Here is an 18,662-nt window from a genome sequence, read left to right as displayed (position 1 = left end):
TCATTTATTTATTAACAGCAACTGGATTAGCATTGCCTAATAATGTGTAATACTCCCATGTATTTTCAAAAGCTCGACGGTTTTCTGATCTATAATTTAAACAATAGTCATCATCTTCAACTGGCTTCGCTTCAACTATCTCGATTGTAATTGGTACAGATGGATAGTCACGATACGGATTTAAAGGATTTGGTGTATTAGAGAAAATAAATAATGTGTCCATTTCTGTTCTAAGTGTAACGGTCGCACCTTTTCGGCAATGATGTTCCGTATAGTGCATATCACCTTTTTCATCACAGTAAACTTTAGAGAACAAGTTAAGGACTGGGACTAAATCACGTGAACTTAATCCGTTTCTCACTAACTCCATTAGGAGGTTCTCCTCACCGCTTCTAAACCAATCATTACGCTTCTGTTGATAGTTTGTTATGCCATATTTTTCATCTGTCTGTATGCGCGTTGTATAACCCGAGATGCTATCATGCCAGCCTAAGCTATCCTCAACAATACTCGCTAACACCCTTCCATTGTCACTCATTAACACATGGCCTTTTGTTAAGTGCGCAGTATGCTGTGCTTTTAGCGTATCAGGCATATTGTAGCGTTCCGATAAGTTAGCTGCATGATACATTAGTGTTGAAAGATTTGCGTTATCTCCTAAAGCTGTAAATTGAATTAGTTTCCCCTTTCCAATGACTCCCGACCATTTTCCTCCTGCTGGAATGGTTTTGCTCCAAATGCTATTCATGAAATGATTCCTCCCTTTTCTAAAAAATGCGCACTTCCTGCGCTTTGTGGTTTTGCGTAAAATAAGTAAAGTAGGTTAGTTAGACGTCTTGCTTTGCAGATACTAAAAAAAGGATAAAAGCCTGGGAGAGTGATCTCCCAGGCTTTTATCCTTCCGTGTATATAGGTAAGAGGGGCCCATTACCTATACGCTCTCTCTCGGACCAGACTTCTTTTATGAGGAAGGAGGGAATTCTCCAACATATAGAACGGAACCCTAGACAGCTTTTTGTTCTCATTGTGAGAACCTTTATTCAATTTCAAATGATTCAGTAAATTCATTGTAAGATAAACTATATTCTCCAGCACCACTCATGTTACATTTTCTAACATAGTTTTTGTCATCTATTTTCTATTGCCACTTTTCCTCCCTTTAATCCAGAAGCAGATTTTCTAACGAAGGCTGATCTAACCCCAATATAAATAAACCCTAGTATGATCCAGATTGTTCCAATTAACAGAGTTTGCTTTTCTAATAATGTTAACAACCAGCCAATAAATCCCGCACCAACTAATGGGAAGACAAGATAAAGCAATGAATGCTTAAAGGTCCGCTGTTTTTTCCTTATATAGTAATGAGTGATAACAGATAAATTTACAAAAGTAAAGGCAGTAAGGGCACCAAAACTGACAAATGTGACGGCTGTATCAAGGTCAATGACAATCGCACTAAATGAAATAATGGTAACAAACACGATATTTAGTACTGGTGTTTTAAATTTCGGATGAACATAACTAAAAACTTTTTTTGGAAGAATTGATTCTTTTCCTAATGCATAGATGAACCGGGTAACACTCGTCACAGAGGAAACACCTTGAGTGAAAATAGCAACGATCAGCACAGTTGTAAATACTGCACTCAACAAATTTCCACCAACCATTCGAACCAGTTCGAATGCAGCTGTATCGGAATTTTCAAAAGAATAGTCAGGATATGCAATTTGGGTTAAATAAGAGATTGCGATATAGAGAACAGCTGCAATGCAGACGATTAAAAAGATCGCTTTTGGAATGGTTTTTTTTGGCTGCACTGTTTCCTCTGCCATCGTCGTCACAGCATCAAAGCCTAAGAAGCAAAAACAGATAAGAGCTGCACCTGAAAAAATCGTTGAAAGTTCAAAATCTGATGAGAAGAAGGGTTGAATAGAAAATAACGCCGCACCGCTCCCGCCGCTGACAATATCTTTTATAACCAATAGACAGAAGAAGAAAATAAAAACGACCTGAAGGACAACTGAAAATCCGCTAACACGTGCAGCTGACTTAATTCCAATAATATTAACTAGAGCAAGGACAAGGTTTAACACAATAATCCAAATATAAACAGGAATACTCGGGAATTGAGCATTCATAAAAAGACCAAAGGTTAAACAAGCAATAATTGGCGAAACAATATAATCAAGTAAAAGTGCCCAGCCAACAAGAAAGCCCATTTGCGGATTAATCGCCTTTTTAGTATAGGTGTAGGCAGACCCTGAGATCGGATATGCCTTCACCATTTGGCTATAGCTGTAGGCAGTAAAGAAAATGGCAATAAACGCTACTACATACGCTGCAGCAAGCATACCTCCTGCTGCTTCAAAGGCAACACCATAAACTGTAAAAAAGATCATTGGTGTCATCCATGCCAGACCAAGGAAAACCACACCAAAGAGCTTTAAGGATTTCTTCAATTCCGTATTTTTCGTCATCTCCATTACCTCTTTCTTTAATTTTTTAATATTCAGAAATTAAGTTACATAAAATTTGCCCTTCACTTTGCTACTTGGATAGCGTTTTGTAAAAGGCTATTTGAGGAAAAAAATTAAAGCCTAAGGAGATGTGTGATCTCCCAGGCTTTTATCCTTCCGTGTATATAGAAGTTACAATTTGTAATTTCTATACGCTCTCTCTTGGACCAGGCTTGATCGAATGTTTTTACAACGATCAACGGAACCCTAGACAGCTTTTTTATTCTCAATCAACGATGAGAATCTTTATCCTATTTTTAGTAATGCTAATTAATAATTAAAGTATAGTGTTGAAAAATAAGAAGAACAATTAGTATGTCAGATAACATAACACGTTTTTTTACGTTAAATCAAAAAAAGAGGATAACTCAATATTTGAGCCACCCTCTTTTCGCTATCTTTAGTATTCTTTCCACTCATTGTTCGCAATCGCAACAACATGACGGTTCCTGACCCACTGCTGTTCTTCAATTAACAGATTTCCTTTCCTCTGTCAAAGCAAATCCCGTTGCTGACTTAAGAAGGGAAAGGTCAGACCCCTCTTTCACAATATTTTGGATTAAAAATTGCTAGATATCCATTATATTGCCTTTGGGGTCTGGCCCTTAATTGCCTCTTAATTATCAACCTGTATTACGTAAACCAGCCGCAATACCGCTAATTGTTAATAACACTTCTGTTAATAGCTCTTCATTTGGCTCTTCTTGTTCACGAAGTTCCTTGATCAATTCAACCTGAAGGAAGTTTAATGGGTCCACATATGGATTTCTGCGGTGAACCGATTCTTTAATATTTGGTGTATGGTCTAGTAGTTCCTCATCACCTGTAATTTTGAGAAGAATAGCTTTTGTTACTTCATATTCTTCAACAATGTTGCCGAAAATACGGTCTGCAATTTGCTTGTCTTTTACAAGATCAGTGTATTCCTTAGCTGTTGTAATGTCAGCCTTCATTAGTGCCATTTGCAGATTATCAATGGTTGAACGGAAAAACGGCCATTCTTCATACATGCGCTGTAATAGCTTTAAGTTTTCCTCGTCCTTTGAAGCAAAGCTTTCCAATCCGGTACCTGCTGCATACCATCCAGGTAAAAGCTGACGGCTTTGTGTCCATGCGAAAACCCAAGGAATCGCACGTAAGTCTTCAAAGCGATTGCGGTTTTTACGCTTCATAGGACGAGAGCCAATATTTAATTCTGCAAGCTCATTCAATGGTGTTGCTTCTGTAAAATACGTTAAGAAATCAGGATCCTCAAACACAAGCGATTGATACTTTTTAAGCGAAACCGCTGAGATTTCTTCCATTGTTTTTTCCCAAACCGTTTCACGTAAATGCTGCTGCTCTGACCCCTTCGCAAGGTTAACAGAAGCTTCAAGCAATGTTGAAGTTGCCTGCTCTAAGCTGCGGTAAGCAATATCCTCTAGCAGGTAGCGAGAAGATAACACTTCACCCTGTTCCGTTATTTTCACCCCTTCGCCCAGTGTTTCCGCTGGCTGGGATAAAATGCTTCTGTTTAATGGACCGCCTCCGCGACCTAATGAACCGCCGCGGCCATGGAAGAATTTCAATCCAATTCCATAGCGTTTTGCCATATCATGGATTTCAAGCTGTGCTTTATATAGCTTCCAGTTTGCCGTTAACGTACCGCCATCTTTACTTCCGTCAGAATAACCAAGCATGATTTCTTGTGAATCGCCATGAATGGTTAGATGGTTGCGATAAACATCCATATTAAACAATTTTTCCATAATTTTTGGACCTGCAGTTAAGTCATCAATTGTTTCAAGAAGCGGCGCAACATTTAAATGGCTTTCAACAGTACCATCTGCATGAAGTCGGTAAATGCCCGCTTCCTTAGCAAGCACCAATACTTCAAGCAAATCACTTGCAGATTGTGTCATACTTACCAGGTAAACAAGAATTGATTTTTTGCCGAATGTATCATGGGCCTTCTTAATCATCGTAAAGACCTTAATCATTTCTTGTGTTTCTTTTGAATAATCTTCATTTAATAAAAGAACAGGACGCGGATCTTTGAGAACCGTCTCCAATGTTTTAATTTTTTCTTCTTCAGAGAGGGCAGCATAATTTTCAGCTACTTTCACTTTAGCCAATATTTCAGTTATGGCTGCCTCATGTTCTCCGCTATGGTTACGAATATCAAGAGTAGCTAAGTGGAATCCAAATAACTGAACTTGACGAATTAATTTTTTGAGCATTTTCAACTGACGATTTGCCGGTTGATGCTTGCTGATGCTTCGCTGAATCATATAAAGATCTTCCAATAATTCCTCAGAAGATTGGTAACCAATGTCAGATTTCCCCACTTCTTTTAGACGTGTCAAAATAACGGCAATTTTCCGACGATAAACCTCATTTTCTACCGGCCAATGTTTATCGCTGCCCATATAAGCTGCTTCATCCTTTTCAACATTCGCAATTAGCTCTTCGCTTACCTCAGTACGTGTTGTGGAATGACTAAAGCGTTTCATGACTTCAATTAATGCTTCCTTATATTTTTTCAGTGCTAGTTCACGTTGTTTTTCTAATGTTTCCCATGTAACCTCTGGTGTAACATTAGGGTTGCCGTCTCGGTCTCCGCCAATCCAGGAACCGAAGCGAAGGAAATTAGGTACTTCCCACTTATAACCTGGAAATTGTTCGCTAAGACCTTCTTCAAGATCCTGATGAATTTCTGGAAGAACATCAAAAAATGTTTGATCAAAATAATAAAGACCATTGCGCACCTCATCCATTACGGTAGGCTTACGATGACGTAATTCATCTGTTTGCCAAAGAATGGTTACTTCATTTAATAAGCTTTCCTCTAGCTTTTTACGCTCTTTTTTCGTGAGCATTTTATTATCTAAGCTTTTTAAAATAGTGGCAATACGCTTTTGAATCTCAATCACTGAACGCTTCGTTGCTTCTGTCGGATGAGCTGTAATAATTAATTCCAGAGATAACGTATTTAATACATTTTGAATGGTATCTACATCAATTTCATTTTCTTTTAATGATAAAAGGGCACTTTCAATTGATGCTGGTTGTGCTACTTGGTTATCTTGGAGCTGATATTCACGACGGCGGCGAATGCGGTGATTGGACTCTGCGGCATTGATAAGATGGAAATAAATCGAAAAGGCGCGAATAACTTGTTTCCGCATCGGCGTGTCCAAGTTCACGATTTCTTCCTTTAGTTCTTTATATGTTTCCTCATCAAAGCTAGTTCGAAGAGACTTTGCCATCATTCTTAATTTTTCTACTTTATCAAGAAGCTCCGTTCCCCCATGATGAATAAGAATTTCCCCAAGAATATGACCTAGAGATTTTACATCACGACGTAAAGGGATGCTGCTATCATTTGTCTCTATTCTAGTTGTCATAGTGTCACCTTCCCCTAAATTTGCTATTCTATTAAATAGTAAGATAATTCTATCATATCATTATTCGAGAAGAATTTCATCTTAAATTACTAAAATTGATATCTATTTAAGATTAATCTTCCAAGTTTAATCTATAAAATAGATAAACCTTCATAACTAATTCTAAAAATACCCATTTTAAACAGAAAGCAAACATAGAAATTTCACTATTTGATTTCCTTTTTCGTTTCCGAGTTACGTCTTGCTACTGAATTTGAATGTAGAAATTCCTCATACATTTCGTTAAAGCAGCTGGCTCTAAACATATTCGCAGCATGGCCGGCATGTTTAATTTCTTTATAAATAACGTGCGGGAGTAAGGTTTCTAAATCAGTTAATGTTGATTTGTATAAAGAATCATGATCTCCCATCACCCAAAGAACTGGGACGCTAATTTTTGAAATGTCACTGCGCAAATCATAGGTTAAACGATGATAAATCGCAATTTTTAAGATATTTTCATCAAGTTCAAGACCATATCTATAATAAATTTTACGGGAAATAATCGAATAAGGATCGATTACACTTTCTTTTGGATAAATATCGTGCGAATATTTTCTTAACCATGATGGGTAGTCTTCATTGCGAATCTCCCAATAATGTTTAAACACATCAAATAGAGGGGATGTCGAATTATAATGACCGCCGATAAAGCATAGACTTTTCACTTTCCTTTTCCACTTATTTGCAAATAGTATACTTGGATAACACCCATAGCTAAGTGAACATAGATGTGCTTCATTAAGTCCTTCACGCTCAAAAAGGTTCTCTAATTGTGCGACTAAGTTATCCAATGTAAAATCAACAACCTTCCCTCGATCCTCTCCATGGCCAAGTAAATCATAAGAATACGTATTAAAAGAGTGATCGAAGTGCTTCTTTTGTTTATTAAACGCATTTTTTGTGCCAGTTAACCCATGAATAAAAATAATGTTTTCTTTCATTTTTCCTCCAATAATTAAAAATGGTTACTTATACAAATACTAAGCTCATAATGTAAAGACGATATGTTCCAAAACGTTAATTTCATGTAAATAAGAAAAGCGCAAGCTCCTTGATCAGCCTAAGGCAAATAAGACGCTCATGAATAGAAGGCGTTCTTTACCTTCAATTCATGAGTGGCTTATGCTTGTCGGGGCTAGGCGCTGGAGCTGGGTGTCGAAGCGCTTATATAATTTCTTAAAGCAAAATAAAAGCTGTCCCAAAAAGGTCGGTCCTTTTTCGAGACAGCTTATTTTCTATTCCTGCATTAACCCTAATACAATTGTAACTTTAAACAGATCACCGTCTACATTGATGTCTAGGGAGCCCTCATGCAAATCAATGATTGATTTTGCAATCGCCAACCCTAATCCTGACCCTTCTGTATGACGTGATTTATCTCCGCGTTTGAATCGTTCAAATAATTCATTCACATCATCATTAAGCTCATATTTTGAAATATTTTTAAAGGTAATCATGGCTTCACCATTTACCGCACTGATTGTAATATAAGCTCTTGTGTGTTCAAGCGAGTATTTTAGAATATTACCGATTAAATTGTCGAATACGCGCCATAGCTTTTGACCATCAACAAAGGCATAAACAGGGTTGTCTGGATTTACCACGCGAAATTGAACCCTGGAAGCTTGTATCGCTTCATTCGATTCAGCTAATGCTTGCTGAAGCAGCTGGACAAGATCAATTTTTTCCTTTACAAGTTCAATATTCCCGCTCGCCATTTTGGAGGCTTCAAACAGATCATCGATTAACACTTTTAAGCGCTTAGACTTGCGGTCGATAATTTCAATATACATTTTTCGTTCGTCCTCAGTTAACTTCTGATTTTTTAAAAGCTCAGAATACGTAATAATCGATGTTAAAGGGGTGCGCAAATCATGACTGACATTGGTAATCAACTCGGTTTTGAGCCTTTCGCTTTTCGCTTGGGCCTTTTGTGATGTTTTTACCCCACGCTTCATTGTATTGATATCTTCTGCTAGCCTGGCAAATACGGACCTTCCAACTACCTTTAAATCAGGTTGAAAATCACCATTTGCTAATGCGTGTGCATTGTTGCTAATCTCGTTAAAGTAGCCGGTTCTTTTTATAATAAGAATAAATATCGGTACAGCCACTAGAAAAAAAGCAGGGACATATCCGAGCAAAAATACTGGTTCAACAAAGATAAGAATTGACCCGGCTCCGAATGAAAAGACGATTGCCAAGAGAAGAAATACTTGTGTTCCGATTCTTCGATTCAAAAATGCGTTACTTATCATTTTAAAAAATTGAAAGAATAATGTACTCTTCCAAACATCTTTATTAGGATGTAATGCTTTAAATCGAGAGTATAGATATATTCCTTGGATAACCGTTAAAGCGAAAAAGATCGTCATGAGGATCAGTTGATAAAAAATAATTTCTAATATCCCCATTAGTTGATAACTATAACCTAGATAGGACTGATCAACAATTATAACCATTGTAATGATTGCCGTAATACCAAATAGAAGCATGGCAACATCAATCGGGATTTTATTATATATTCCCTCCCACATTTTCGGGGCAGTTCTCTTAAATATCTTTGTTTTCTTACCAATAATGATACTTACGATCAAAGCAATAACCGATGCGATTGTATAAACCCAAAATACTTTTTGCTGGTTATCATAAGTATAATAATCGACCATAATAAAATTTGAGTTAGGTGTATCGTTAGAAATCCCTATTTTACCTTCATATAAAGCATTTGAGTCATTGTTTAAGTTATTAAGCATCACTTCTTCATATCCAGATATTAAGGGCTGCTCTCTCATGCTAAGATAGCTTTGATTTTTTGTTGGGTAGCTTTGGATGAAAATCATTTTGTCATTATTTATATATGTTTCAACTGATTTGCTTTCTTTTGAAGGAAGGTTCGTGTATACCTCTCCTGTTGTGGTATTTTTTAAATAATAGACAAATGCTTCTTTATATTTTTCATATTCATGTCGATAACCTTCAAGCTCTTTATAATATTCATCTATTTTTTGTTCTTTTTCTTTTACAATTTTCTCCTTGATGTACTCGTCACTTTCAAAATTTTTCGTGATATCTTCAATTTTTTTATCTCTTTCCTTGATATAAATATCAGCAACTTTTTGATCTTCATTTGCTTGTGCTTCATCAATTCTAGATTGATACTGTTGTTCAATACTAGTAATTTGTTCGGTGAGGTCACCATATCTGAAACGGTACTCTTCAATTTCTTCATCTGAAACGGTTATCGATTTTTTTAGCTCTGCTTTTTCTTCATAAGATATTTCAAATGCATTAATATACATGAATAATTGCCCAAGCGTGTCTTCAAATTGGGAGGTGTTAAAATAACTTTGCTTCATATAATCGTTCTCATCATTTACTAGTGCGGTCAAAACACCGCTTATTCCAAAAGTAAGTAAAATAAACCATGTGACAATGGCAATTCTACTTTTCCATTTTGTATCCAATTCCCCATACCACCTTTAAATATCTCGGATTTTTAGGGTCGATTTCAATTTTTTCACGAATTTTACGAATATGTACAGCAACGGTGTTTTCTGCGTTATAGCAAGGCTCCTTCCACACCCGTTCGTAAATTTCAGAGATAGAGAATACTCGACCCGCGTTGACCATCAAGAGTTCAACGATTTTATATTCAATCGGTGTTAATTTAACCGGCTCGCCATTTACCGCTACTTCCTTTGCTGATTGGTCAATGGTAAGTCCGTTTAAATCAATTGTTTTCTTTATCCCTTCAAACGGTCCTAATTTTACATATCTTCTTAGCTGTGATTTGACTCTTGCAATCAGTTCTAATGGATTAAAAGGCTTTGTCACATAATCATCAGCACCGACCTGCAAACCTAAGATCTTGTCGGTATCTTCACTTTTTGCACTTAAAATAATGATTGGGATGTTTTTATCCTCACGTATTTTAAATGTTGCAGCAATACCATCCATTCTAGGCATCATAATATCTAATAAAATTAAGTGGACTTCATGTTCATTTATATATTCGATCGCTTCTATGCCATCCTTTGCTTTAAGCACGGTCATACCTTCATTTTTCAAATATATTTCAATCGCATCACGGATTTCTTTATCATCATCTACTACTAATACAACATAATCATTCATCTCCACATACCTCCTTTCCAAATTATAACATGAGTTTCATTTGCTTTTGATGACCTTAGTATAAACAGGAGATCTTAAAATAAAGATAGGAGAAAAATGAAGAATTTCTTAAACTTGAACAAAAGCGCAAGCTCCTTGGTCATCGCCGTATAAACTGGAGGAGCATCGACTGAGATAAAGAACTTATCGTAGGGAGATGATCTGAAGTTTGATAGGCGATAGGCGCTGGAGCTAGACACCAAAACTAAGTTCAAATTTTATGCTTATTACCTTTAAATAAAAGCAAAACAAGAAAAAACCTCCATAGCACTATGGAGGCTCTTCAAGTTTATTCGTTTTTCATATAGGAAAGTATCAGGGGGGATACTGTCATTTTTTTACTACCCCCTGTTTGAATATCATAAACCTAATAATCTTACTTTTTTTATTTTTTAAGAGATGTTGTATCAGGTCTTTTGCTTTCCACTACATCAATACTAGGTGCTGGGGGCTTCTCCATTCCCTCACCGATAAAAAAGCTTGGATGCGGCGGTTGGTTGTACCCGACATTTTGCCATGCAATCGCTAATCGGTATTGCGGATCATGCATGAGCGTAAAGAGGCGATGATCTGTTTGCTCTGTTGTCGTAAAGATGCGTAATGCACTGCTATCTTCTGTACGCCAAATGATTTCCTCACGCCAATCGCCAAATAGGTCTGCTTGCAGCGCCGGAGTACCTTTCGTTGAGTTGTTAGAAAGGGTTCCTTCTGCAGTAAGCAAGTTTACTAGCTTGTTATTTTCATAATCCCATTTGTCGATCTTACCTGCTCCTGCGCCTTTTGCTTCATCGTATTGGTGATCAGCTAATTCGCGAAGTAAATCACCATCCCACCAAATCGCAAAATTAGAGGTAGGAATACGATCAGAAATTTTTTCGCCTGTTGCTGTATGCAAACCGCCAACCTGGCTGTTCCACGCACCTGAAATGGCCCATGCTTCTGCACCAGCATGTCTTGGATCAATATCTGCGATCAGGCCTCTGCCTGTATCCTGGCCTGTTTTTTGGCCCCAAATGATTTCACCAGTTGCAGCATCCCGCATATCATAGCCATATTCCGCACTTTTATTTTCTTGTACAGCATATACTTCAAGCCCTTGGCGTTCTGGGAGGAAATCACTTACATGAAGAGTATCACCATGACCTAAGCCTGTTGTATATAATCCTGTACCGTCATCATCCACAACCATTTGGCCGTATACGATTTCATCCTTCCCATCCTTATCAACATCAGCAATGCTTAAAGAATGGTATCCTTGTCCGGCATATTCGCGGTTTCCTTCCTCTTGAGAGTCAAACGTCCACTGTTTTGTCAGCTGTCCGTCTCTCCAATTATAGGCAGTTAACACCGTTCTTGTATAATAACCGCGTGCCATCACGATACTTGGGCGTTCTCCATCAAGATAAGCAACCCCGGCTAAAAACCGATCGACACGGTTTCCGTATGAATCTCCCCATGAAGCGACATCACCGCGTGGCGGTTCATAGTTTGTAGATTGAAGCGCCTTGCCTGTCTTGCCATCAAAGACCGTTAAGAATTCCTCTCCTTGCAAGATATATCCCGAGCTATTGCGATGATCTGCATCTGCTCTTCCGATGACATTTCCTTGACCATCAATCGTTCCATCCGCTGTCTTCATGGCAATTTCAGCTGTTCCATCACTATCAAAATCATAAACTAAAAATTGGGTATAGTGAGCTCCAGCCCGAATGTTTTTCCCTAAATCAATGCGCCATTTTAATGTTCCATCAAGCTCATAGGCATCAATATAAACATTCCCGGTATACCCTGCTTGAGAGTTATCCTTTGAATTTGTTGGATCCCATTTTAACACCAATTCATATTCTCCATCACCATCAAGATCTCCAACACTTGCATCATTTGCACGATAGGAATATGGATCACCAAGTGGTGTTATCCCATCCTCTGGCTTTTGCAGGGGCACATCTAAATAATTTTTACTGAGAACCTTTGTTGTCTCTTGTTGTTTTAGTTCTTTTCCAGCTTCAACTGCTCGAATTTCATAGATTGAATCCATTTTTCCAGATTTATCCAAATAGTTCGTGCTGTCTGTAATTGGTGAAGAGGTTATTTTCTCGCCATCCCGATAAATATGGAAGCCTACTGTGTCTGGGTCTGTTCCTAATAGCCTCCAGCTGACAAACACACCTTCCTCCGTTTGTACCGCAACCGGTGAACGGCCTAAATCCTCCATTTGCCGTTTCAACACCGTAACAGCTGGTGTTTTAATAGTTTCTGATAGCTCTGAAATTCCACCTGCATTAACAGCTGCAACCTTATAATAATAAGGAATGGTTGTCAACACAGTTTCATCGATATATCTTGTCTTATCCGTTTTGCCAACTAAGACGAACTCTCCATCAGCTTTTTCTGAACGATAAATATTGTATGTGATCGCATCTTCCACCTTATCCCATTTAATAGTAAGATCATGTTTTTTCACTTTTGCTACTTCTAGATTCTTTGGTGCTTCTGGTACTGGCTGGGAAGGGTCAATCATGGAAACCTCAAACGGCATAGATGGAACCGTCTCCACATTCGCCCTGTCGATGGTTGTAACTGTGTATTCATATTTTAGACCAACATTAACAGATGTATCTTTAAAGAAATTTGTTTCCGATTGGCCAACCAATTCATTTGCATCTGTGCCAGCCACTTTCCGATAAACATTGTATTTCTCCGCATCCTCAACTGATTTCCATGAAAGGGTGACAGAAGGTTTTGAAGGATCAAGGTTTTTTTCCTCCACCTTAAGTTCTGAAGGAGCGAGCAATATTGGTGTCAGATCCACACCATTGACAATCCCTGTTGAACCGCCAAACTGAAAATTCATTTGGCCATCCTTAACAGATACTTCAGGAATCAGCTTCTCTGTATAGTTATTTTTCGGTGCTGAAATTTGTCCATAATCCTGTCCTTCGATTTGAACAGTTGTTCTAGCACTTCCTGAGAAATCTCCTACATACACTTTTACGGCATAAAGCCCGTTTGGTACATCTGCATTAAATTTCCAGCCAACATTGAAATAACCAAGCCAGTCACGAAGAAGGTCACCGCCTGTTCCGCGATCCCTGCCGATCATCCCTGTTGCATCGACAATTCCGAAGCCTCTTTCAGAAGTATATAATGTTGAAAGATTTACTTCCGTATAGCCTTCAGCCACTGGCGTACCAGCTAAGCCAAAATCAAATTTTATTGTAGCTTGTTTTGTTTGGATGGTAACAACATCAGATTTCTCAGATTCACCTTTGCCGTTAACCGCCGTTACAACGACATCATAGGATTTACCTTCCTCCATTCCTGTCATGCTTATTCTTGGAACCGTTGCTGTTCCGATTAAATCAAAGGTGGATTCAGTTGAAGGTTTGCGATAAACTTTATAAATATCTGCTGTTTCCACCTCATTCCAAGTCAAAACAGCTCCTGCGTTGCTGATATTACTTGCCACTAAACCAGTTGGCTTATTCGGTACAGCTACAGGTGGTTTAATATCAATAACATAGGATGATAATGGAATCTCTAGTTCTTTAATACCGCCAGATAACAATCTGGCAATTTGAATAGCACCATATTCTTGGAAATGAGTATTATCCTGTGAACCATTCGGAAATGCTGGATACATCCCCGGCTCTGTATGAAGAAAAACAGAAAGTGTTCCTTCTGGACCGATCGAATCATAATAAGCAACACTTAAAGAGCTTAGGTCAACCAATGGGACATCAAGCTCTTCAGCAACTTCCTTCATTCCTTGAACATATTCAGGAAAGCTGACATTAAATTTGCCTGTATCTGCGTTGAAATCTCTGCGGCCAACAGGCGTAACCAAAATGGCCTCTGCTCCACGTTGACGAGTACCATTCACATATGTTCGTAAATATTCTTTATAATCAGGAACAGAAGTATAGCGTTCAGGTCGACTGATGGTTGCATCATTATGCCCAAACTGAATTAATAGGTAATCATTCGGTTTTATATTTCGCAAAATTGTATCAAGTCTGCCCTCATTATAAAAAGTCTTCGTACTTCTTCCGCCGATGGCATGATTATCAAAGGCAAGCTCAGAGCTGAAAAAACGAGAAATCATTTGACCCCAGCCCGCTTCTGGACGCCAATATTCATCATAAGTCTGAACAGTAGAGTCACCTGCCATAAATACGGTTGGGTGCTCACCCGCTGTACGTTCTGGAAGCTTTTCAATAATTAGTCCATTTAATTTTGGTGCTGAACCGGTAAATTCGATGGTAAGTTGTCCATCTATGAGTGCGATTTCAAACGTACGTTCAATATATTGGCCTGATTGAATTGAGGTATTTTGGATCTTCTGGATGCTTTCAGCCTTCACGCCAATTTCAGTCGCTTCTTGTTCATCACCAGAAATCACGGTAACTGAATAATCTCCTTTAGGCAGATCAACATTGAAGGAGGTTTCTATAGTTGTGATATAATCTGATTTTAATGGATCAGAACCAGTCCGATCGAAAGCTGTTACCTTGGAGGGATCGGCAAAACCATATTTGCTTTCGGCCGTATAACCTGTTTCAGGAGTAACCTTTGTATAGCCCTCCATAACCGGGCCCGTTTCAGTACCAAAATCAAATTTCTTTACTTCAAACTCTTCTGCATTCGCTTGATGGGGAAAAACTGGAACTGATGACAATAGGAGTAATAAACTAAGAAGCATTGCAAAAATCTTATTTACTTTGTTTGTTCGTTTCGTGGCCAATAAGTTTCCATCCTTTCAATATATAATATAAGCACCCTTCCATTTCGATTCTTCACCTCCATCCCACTAATAGAAAGCGCTTACAGGTAAATATTATCCGCTTGTCCATTTATTGGATATATAAAAAACAGATGTTGTTGTTTAAAAAACAGATATGATCTAAAAAATGAATCTATTTAACTAACACTATTTTTATGACCTTAGGACTATACAACTTAGCATTTTGTTCTAAATGTCCTATTTTCCAGTGTAAAAAGAACGAATAAAAAGCCTCCATAATAGGAGACTTTTATTCGTTCATTTTATCGTTACATAATTTGATAATGGAACATCCAGATCCTTTATTGCGTGAGCCATCAAGTACGCAATTTGATTAGCCCCATATTCCTGGAAATGTGTATCATCTTTAGCCCCATTAGGATAAGCTTTGTACACCCCTGGTTCGATATGTAAAAAGACAGAAAGTGTACCTTTTGGTCCTATTCGGTCATAGTAGGCAATGCTTAGAAGGCTTAAATCCACGAGCGAGGTATCAAGCTCAGCTGCGACCTCTTTCATTCCTTTGACATATTCGGGAAAGCTGCTTTTAAATTTACCTGTTTCCTTGTGAAAATCTCTTCTGCCTACAGGCGTAACTAATATAGGTATTGCGCCACGGGCTCGAGCTCCATTGACGTATAGCTTTAAATAATTTTTATATTCATGCACAGATGTGTAAAGATCATCGCGGTGTTTTTTGGCATCATTATGACCAAATTGGATTAATAAATAATCATTTGGCTTTATATGTCTTAATATTTTATCTAGTCTGCCTTCATTGATAAATGACTTTGAGCTTCTTCCCCTGATTGCATAGTTTTTAAAGGAAATCTCAGGACTAAAAAAATGTGGCAGCATTTGCCCCCAGCCAGCTCTTGGTTTCCATTTTTCAGAATATGTTTGCACTGTTGAATCCCCTGCTATAAAAACCGTTGGATGTTCTCCTGATGTCCGGACGGGAAGCTTCATTGATACAACAGGCACGGAAACCAACAATAAAAGCAAACTTAGGAATATTGCAATATACCTCTTGTTCTTCCCTTTTTTTAACAAATGGTTCAATTCCTTCCCCTTTTATATCTTTTTCTCGTTTAAACTGTCTGGTATTTCAGCACTTCAATTAACGTTGAGTTTTGCATCACTTTATCTTTAAGAACAAATATTCACTTTTTTATCATAACCTATAACAGGTTAGACATGTAATACTTTTCATGCTGAATTGGATTTATTTTAGCCATTTATAAACATCATTTCATCATTCTAAAAAAGATTTTGAAAATTTCAAAAAACCAATTGACAAATCATAGAATAATAGAGAAAATGTACGCGTGTACATTTTTTTTGGAGGTGAATGTCTTAGCTAACAGAAAAGAAGTGGCGAAACTGGCAGGTGTATCTGAAGCCACTGTTTCACGTGTTTTTAATAATATCGGCCCTTTGCGGGAAGAAACAAAACGCAAAGTCTTGCAAGCAGCCAAAGAGCTTAACTACCACCCAAATGCAATCGCGCAAAGTTTTGCAAGGGGGAAAAGCAACAATATCGGTGTGATTGTTCCGTATTTGCCAAAGGTTAACCTAATGTCAACCCATTACTTTTCTGAACTGCTAAGCGGGATTGGTGCCAGGCTCGGTGAATTAGGCTATGGCTTGCTGCTTTTATTTCAATCACCTGATGAGCCAAAAGACTATGTACAGCTGTTTCGTTCTCAAAGAGTAGATGGATGCATTATCCTTGGCTCTAAAAATATTCCTGGTGAAGTTGATGCGCTTGAAAAGCTTCATGACTTACATCTTCCCTACTGTCTTGTTAACCAAACATTTTCTGGCCATTCCTTCCACTCAATTGATGCTGACCATGTGGACGGCAGCTTCCAAGCAGTGTCCTCATTGCTAAGGAAAGGCTTTGAACATGTCATCTTTTTAAATGGCCCTATGGAATTTTCTAATAGTGCCGAAAGGTTACAAGGATATATAAAAGCGATCAGTCAAGCTGAAGTAGCATTCAATGAGAAAATCATTTTTAAAGGAAACTACAGTAGGAAAAGCGGTTTTCAAGCTGCTGCTGAAATTGCACCATTGCTGCCAGACTATAAAGCAATCTTTGCAGCAAATGACCGCATGGCAATTGGACTTATGCAAGGATTAAGTGAACACGGATATACAGCTGGCCATGATTACGCATTAATTGGATATGATGACTCAGAAATCGCCAAAATGACATCCCCTCCACTTAGCACTGTAAAGGTTCCGCTATTTGAAATGGGGCAAATGGCGGCAGAAAAGGTTTTTCAGCTCATTTCCAATGAAGGCAAAATAGCTGGCATTCAACGGCTGCCAGTTACCTTGATCGAACGAGCATCATCGCTCTAGCGCCGTTAGAAAAAATAGTGAATGATCATCGGCGCTAGATTTTCACTATAAAAATACAAATAAGAAAAGGAGATTAGTATGGATAAGATTAGAGTTGGCATGATCGGCTATAAATTTATGGGTAAAGCACATAGTCATGCATATCGCGACCTACCATTATTTTTCCCAAAAACACTTCACCCTGAGATGAAGGTGATTTGCGGACGGAATGCACTTGGAGTAGCCGAAGCTGCTGCACAATTCGGCTGGGAGGAATATACAACAGATTGGCAAAGTCTTTTAGAAAGAGATGATATTGATTTAATTGATATCAATGCACCTAGTGATGTACATAAAGAAATAACGATTGCCGCAGCCCAAGCTGGCAAGCATGTTTTTTGCGAAAAACCGTTAGCGCTTACATTGAAGGATTCAAGAGAAATGCTTGAAGTTGTAGAAGCGGCCGGGGTTAAGCATATGGTCGGGTTCAATTATCGATTTGCTCCAGCTGTCATGTTAGCGAAAAAACTGATTGACGAAGGGAAATTAGGCGATATTTATCATTTCCGCGCATGGTTCTTACAAGATTGGCTGGTGGATCCAAACTTCCCGCTAGCATGGAGACTCCAAAAGGAGGTTGCAGGCTCAGGTTCGCATGGAGATTTAGGCGCACATCTCATTGACTTGGCTCATTATTTAATCGGTGACATCGATGAAGTCATCGGGATGAGCGATACATTTATTAAAGAGCGTCCAATTCCAACGAACATGACTGGCTTATCTGCTACCGGCAATGAAAATGCAGAAAAAGGTGAAGTAACCGTTGATGATGCTACACTGTTTTTAGCCAGGTTTGCTAATGGTGCCTTAGGAAGCTTTGAAGCAACCCGTTATGCTTCAGGCCATCGCTGCACAAATTCATTTGAAATAAACGGCTCAAAAGGCAGTGTCATCTTTGACTTCGAACGAATGAATGAACTTCAGGTTTATTTCACCGATGACAGAGAGGATGTTCAAGGCTTCCGTCGCGTATTGGCTACAGACCCTGCTCATGCTTATGCTGAAAACTGGTGGCCGCCTGGACATACAATCGGATATGAGCATACGTTTATACACGAAGTTGTTGAGCTTATGGAAGCACTCCGCGAAAACCGTCAGCCTGTCCCGAACTTCAAAGATGGCGTAAAATGCCAACAAGTTTTGGAAGCGGTTGATCTTTCAATTGATAAACGACAGTGGATTAGGATTTCTGACGTTTAAAACCAAAAGCGGAAGCGCCTTGATCAGCCCCGACAAGCATAAGACGAATTGGAATAGAAGGCGTTTTTTGCCTTCAGTTCCAATTCGTCTTATGACCTCGAGGGGCTAGGCGCTGGAGCTGGATGTCGAAGGCGCTTATCCACAGTACAA

At 38.5% G+C, this 18,662-nt stretch carries 10 protein-coding genes and 2 riboswitches; of the genes, 2 read left to right on the top strand and 8 right to left on the bottom strand.

Going from position 1 to position 18,662, the window contains the following annotated elements; genetic code table 11:
• Positions 1-4: 4 nt before the first annotated feature.
• The 8 genes from Q1B07_RS19135 to Q1B07_RS19100 all read right to left on the bottom strand — a co-directional run bounded on the left by Q1B07_RS19135 (position 5) and on the right by Q1B07_RS19100 (position 15,965).
• Positions 5-748 (bottom strand): urea amidolyase associated protein UAAP1, encoded by a 744-nt coding sequence (locus Q1B07_RS19135; RefSeq protein WP_299092974.1) that lies wholly within the window; start codon positions 746-748, stop codon positions 5-7.
• A gap of 132 nt (positions 749-880) precedes the next feature.
• Positions 881-1,018, bottom strand: a riboswitch (guanidine-I (ykkC/yxkD leader).
• 109 nt (positions 1,019-1,127) lie between these two features.
• A complete protein-coding gene (locus Q1B07_RS19130) occupies positions 1,128-2,477 on the bottom strand; it encodes an APC family permease (protein WP_299833299.1) in 1,350 nt (449 codons plus the stop codon).
• Between the two features lie 135 nt (positions 2,478-2,612).
• Positions 2,613-2,738: riboswitch (guanidine-I (ykkC/yxkD leader) on the bottom strand.
• A 401-nt stretch (positions 2,739-3,139) separates the two neighbouring features.
• Positions 3,140-5,902, bottom strand: a complete 2,763-nt coding sequence (gene ppc / locus Q1B07_RS19125; RefSeq protein ID WP_299092977.1) for a phosphoenolpyruvate carboxylase — start codon at positions 5,900-5,902, stop codon at positions 3,140-3,142.
• 206 nt (positions 5,903-6,108) lie between these two features.
• The gene (locus Q1B07_RS19120) at positions 6,109-6,885 is read right to left on the bottom strand and encodes an alpha/beta hydrolase (RefSeq protein ID WP_299092978.1); all 777 of its coding nucleotides are present in this window, start codon (positions 6,883-6,885) and stop codon (positions 6,109-6,111) included.
• A 294-nt stretch (positions 6,886-7,179) separates the two neighbouring features.
• Positions 7,180-9,411 carry a histidine kinase dimerization/phospho-acceptor domain-containing protein gene (locus tag Q1B07_RS19115; RefSeq protein ID WP_299092979.1) on the bottom strand — a complete coding sequence of 744 codons (2,232 nt, stop codon included), beginning with the start codon at positions 9,409-9,411 and terminating at the stop codon, positions 7,180-7,182.
• Positions 9,389-10,081: a response regulator transcription factor gene (locus Q1B07_RS19110; RefSeq protein ID WP_299092980.1), complete on the bottom strand. Its 693-nt coding sequence runs from the start codon at positions 10,079-10,081 to the stop codon at positions 9,389-9,391. Before Q1B07_RS19110 ends, Q1B07_RS19115 begins: the two co-directional genes overlap by 23 nt.
• A gap of 424 nt (positions 10,082-10,505) precedes the next feature.
• Positions 10,506-14,864, bottom strand: a complete 4,359-nt coding sequence (locus tag Q1B07_RS19105; RefSeq protein ID WP_299092982.1) for an SGNH/GDSL hydrolase family protein — start codon at positions 14,862-14,864, stop codon at positions 10,506-10,508.
• A 297-nt stretch (positions 14,865-15,161) separates the two neighbouring features.
• A complete protein-coding gene (locus tag Q1B07_RS19100; protein WP_299092983.1) occupies positions 15,162-15,965 on the bottom strand; it encodes a rhamnogalacturonan acetylesterase in 804 nt (267 codons plus the stop codon).
• A gap of 285 nt (positions 15,966-16,250) precedes the next feature.
• Here Q1B07_RS19100 and Q1B07_RS19095 point away from each other — a divergent pair, with 285 nt between their 5' ends.
• Positions 16,251-17,273 carry a LacI family DNA-binding transcriptional regulator gene (locus Q1B07_RS19095; RefSeq protein ID WP_299093011.1) on the top strand — a complete coding sequence of 341 codons (1,023 nt, stop codon included), beginning with the start codon at positions 16,251-16,253 and terminating at the stop codon, positions 17,271-17,273.
• Between the two features lie 78 nt (positions 17,274-17,351).
• A complete protein-coding gene (locus Q1B07_RS19090; RefSeq protein WP_299092985.1) occupies positions 17,352-18,512 on the top strand; it encodes a Gfo/Idh/MocA family oxidoreductase in 1,161 nt (386 codons plus the stop codon).
• The last annotated feature ends 150 nt before the right edge of the window (positions 18,513-18,662 follow it).

It is taken from the genome of uncultured Metabacillus sp., from assembly GCF_947503125.1.
Classification (GTDB): domain Bacteria; phylum Bacillota; class Bacilli; order Bacillales; family Bacillaceae; genus Metabacillus.
This window is presented reverse-complemented; position numbering and strand designations above follow the sequence as displayed.

What these genes read in the sequence shown, in the direction of transcription:
- Q1B07_RS19135 (WP_299092974.1), bottom strand. Translation starts at nt 748, where the DNA reads ATGAATAGCATTTGGAGCAAAACCATTCCAGCAGGAGGAAAATGGTCG.
- Q1B07_RS19130 (WP_299833299.1), bottom strand. Translation starts at nt 2,477, where the DNA reads ATGACGAAAAATACGGAATTGAAGAAATCCTTAAAGCTCTTTGGTGTG.
- ppc (WP_299092977.1), bottom strand. Translation starts at nt 5,902, where the DNA reads ATGACAACTAGAATAGAGACAAATGATAGCAGCATCCCTTTACGTCGT.
- Q1B07_RS19120 (WP_299092978.1), bottom strand. Translation starts at nt 6,885, where the DNA reads ATGAAAGAAAACATTATTTTTATTCATGGGTTAACTGGCACAAAAAAT.
- Q1B07_RS19110 (WP_299092980.1), bottom strand. Translation starts at nt 10,081, where the DNA reads ATGAATGATTATGTTGTATTAGTAGTAGATGATGATAAAGAAATCCGT.
- Q1B07_RS19090 (WP_299092985.1), top strand. Translation starts at nt 17,352, where the DNA reads ATGGATAAGATTAGAGTTGGCATGATCGGCTATAAATTTATGGGTAAA.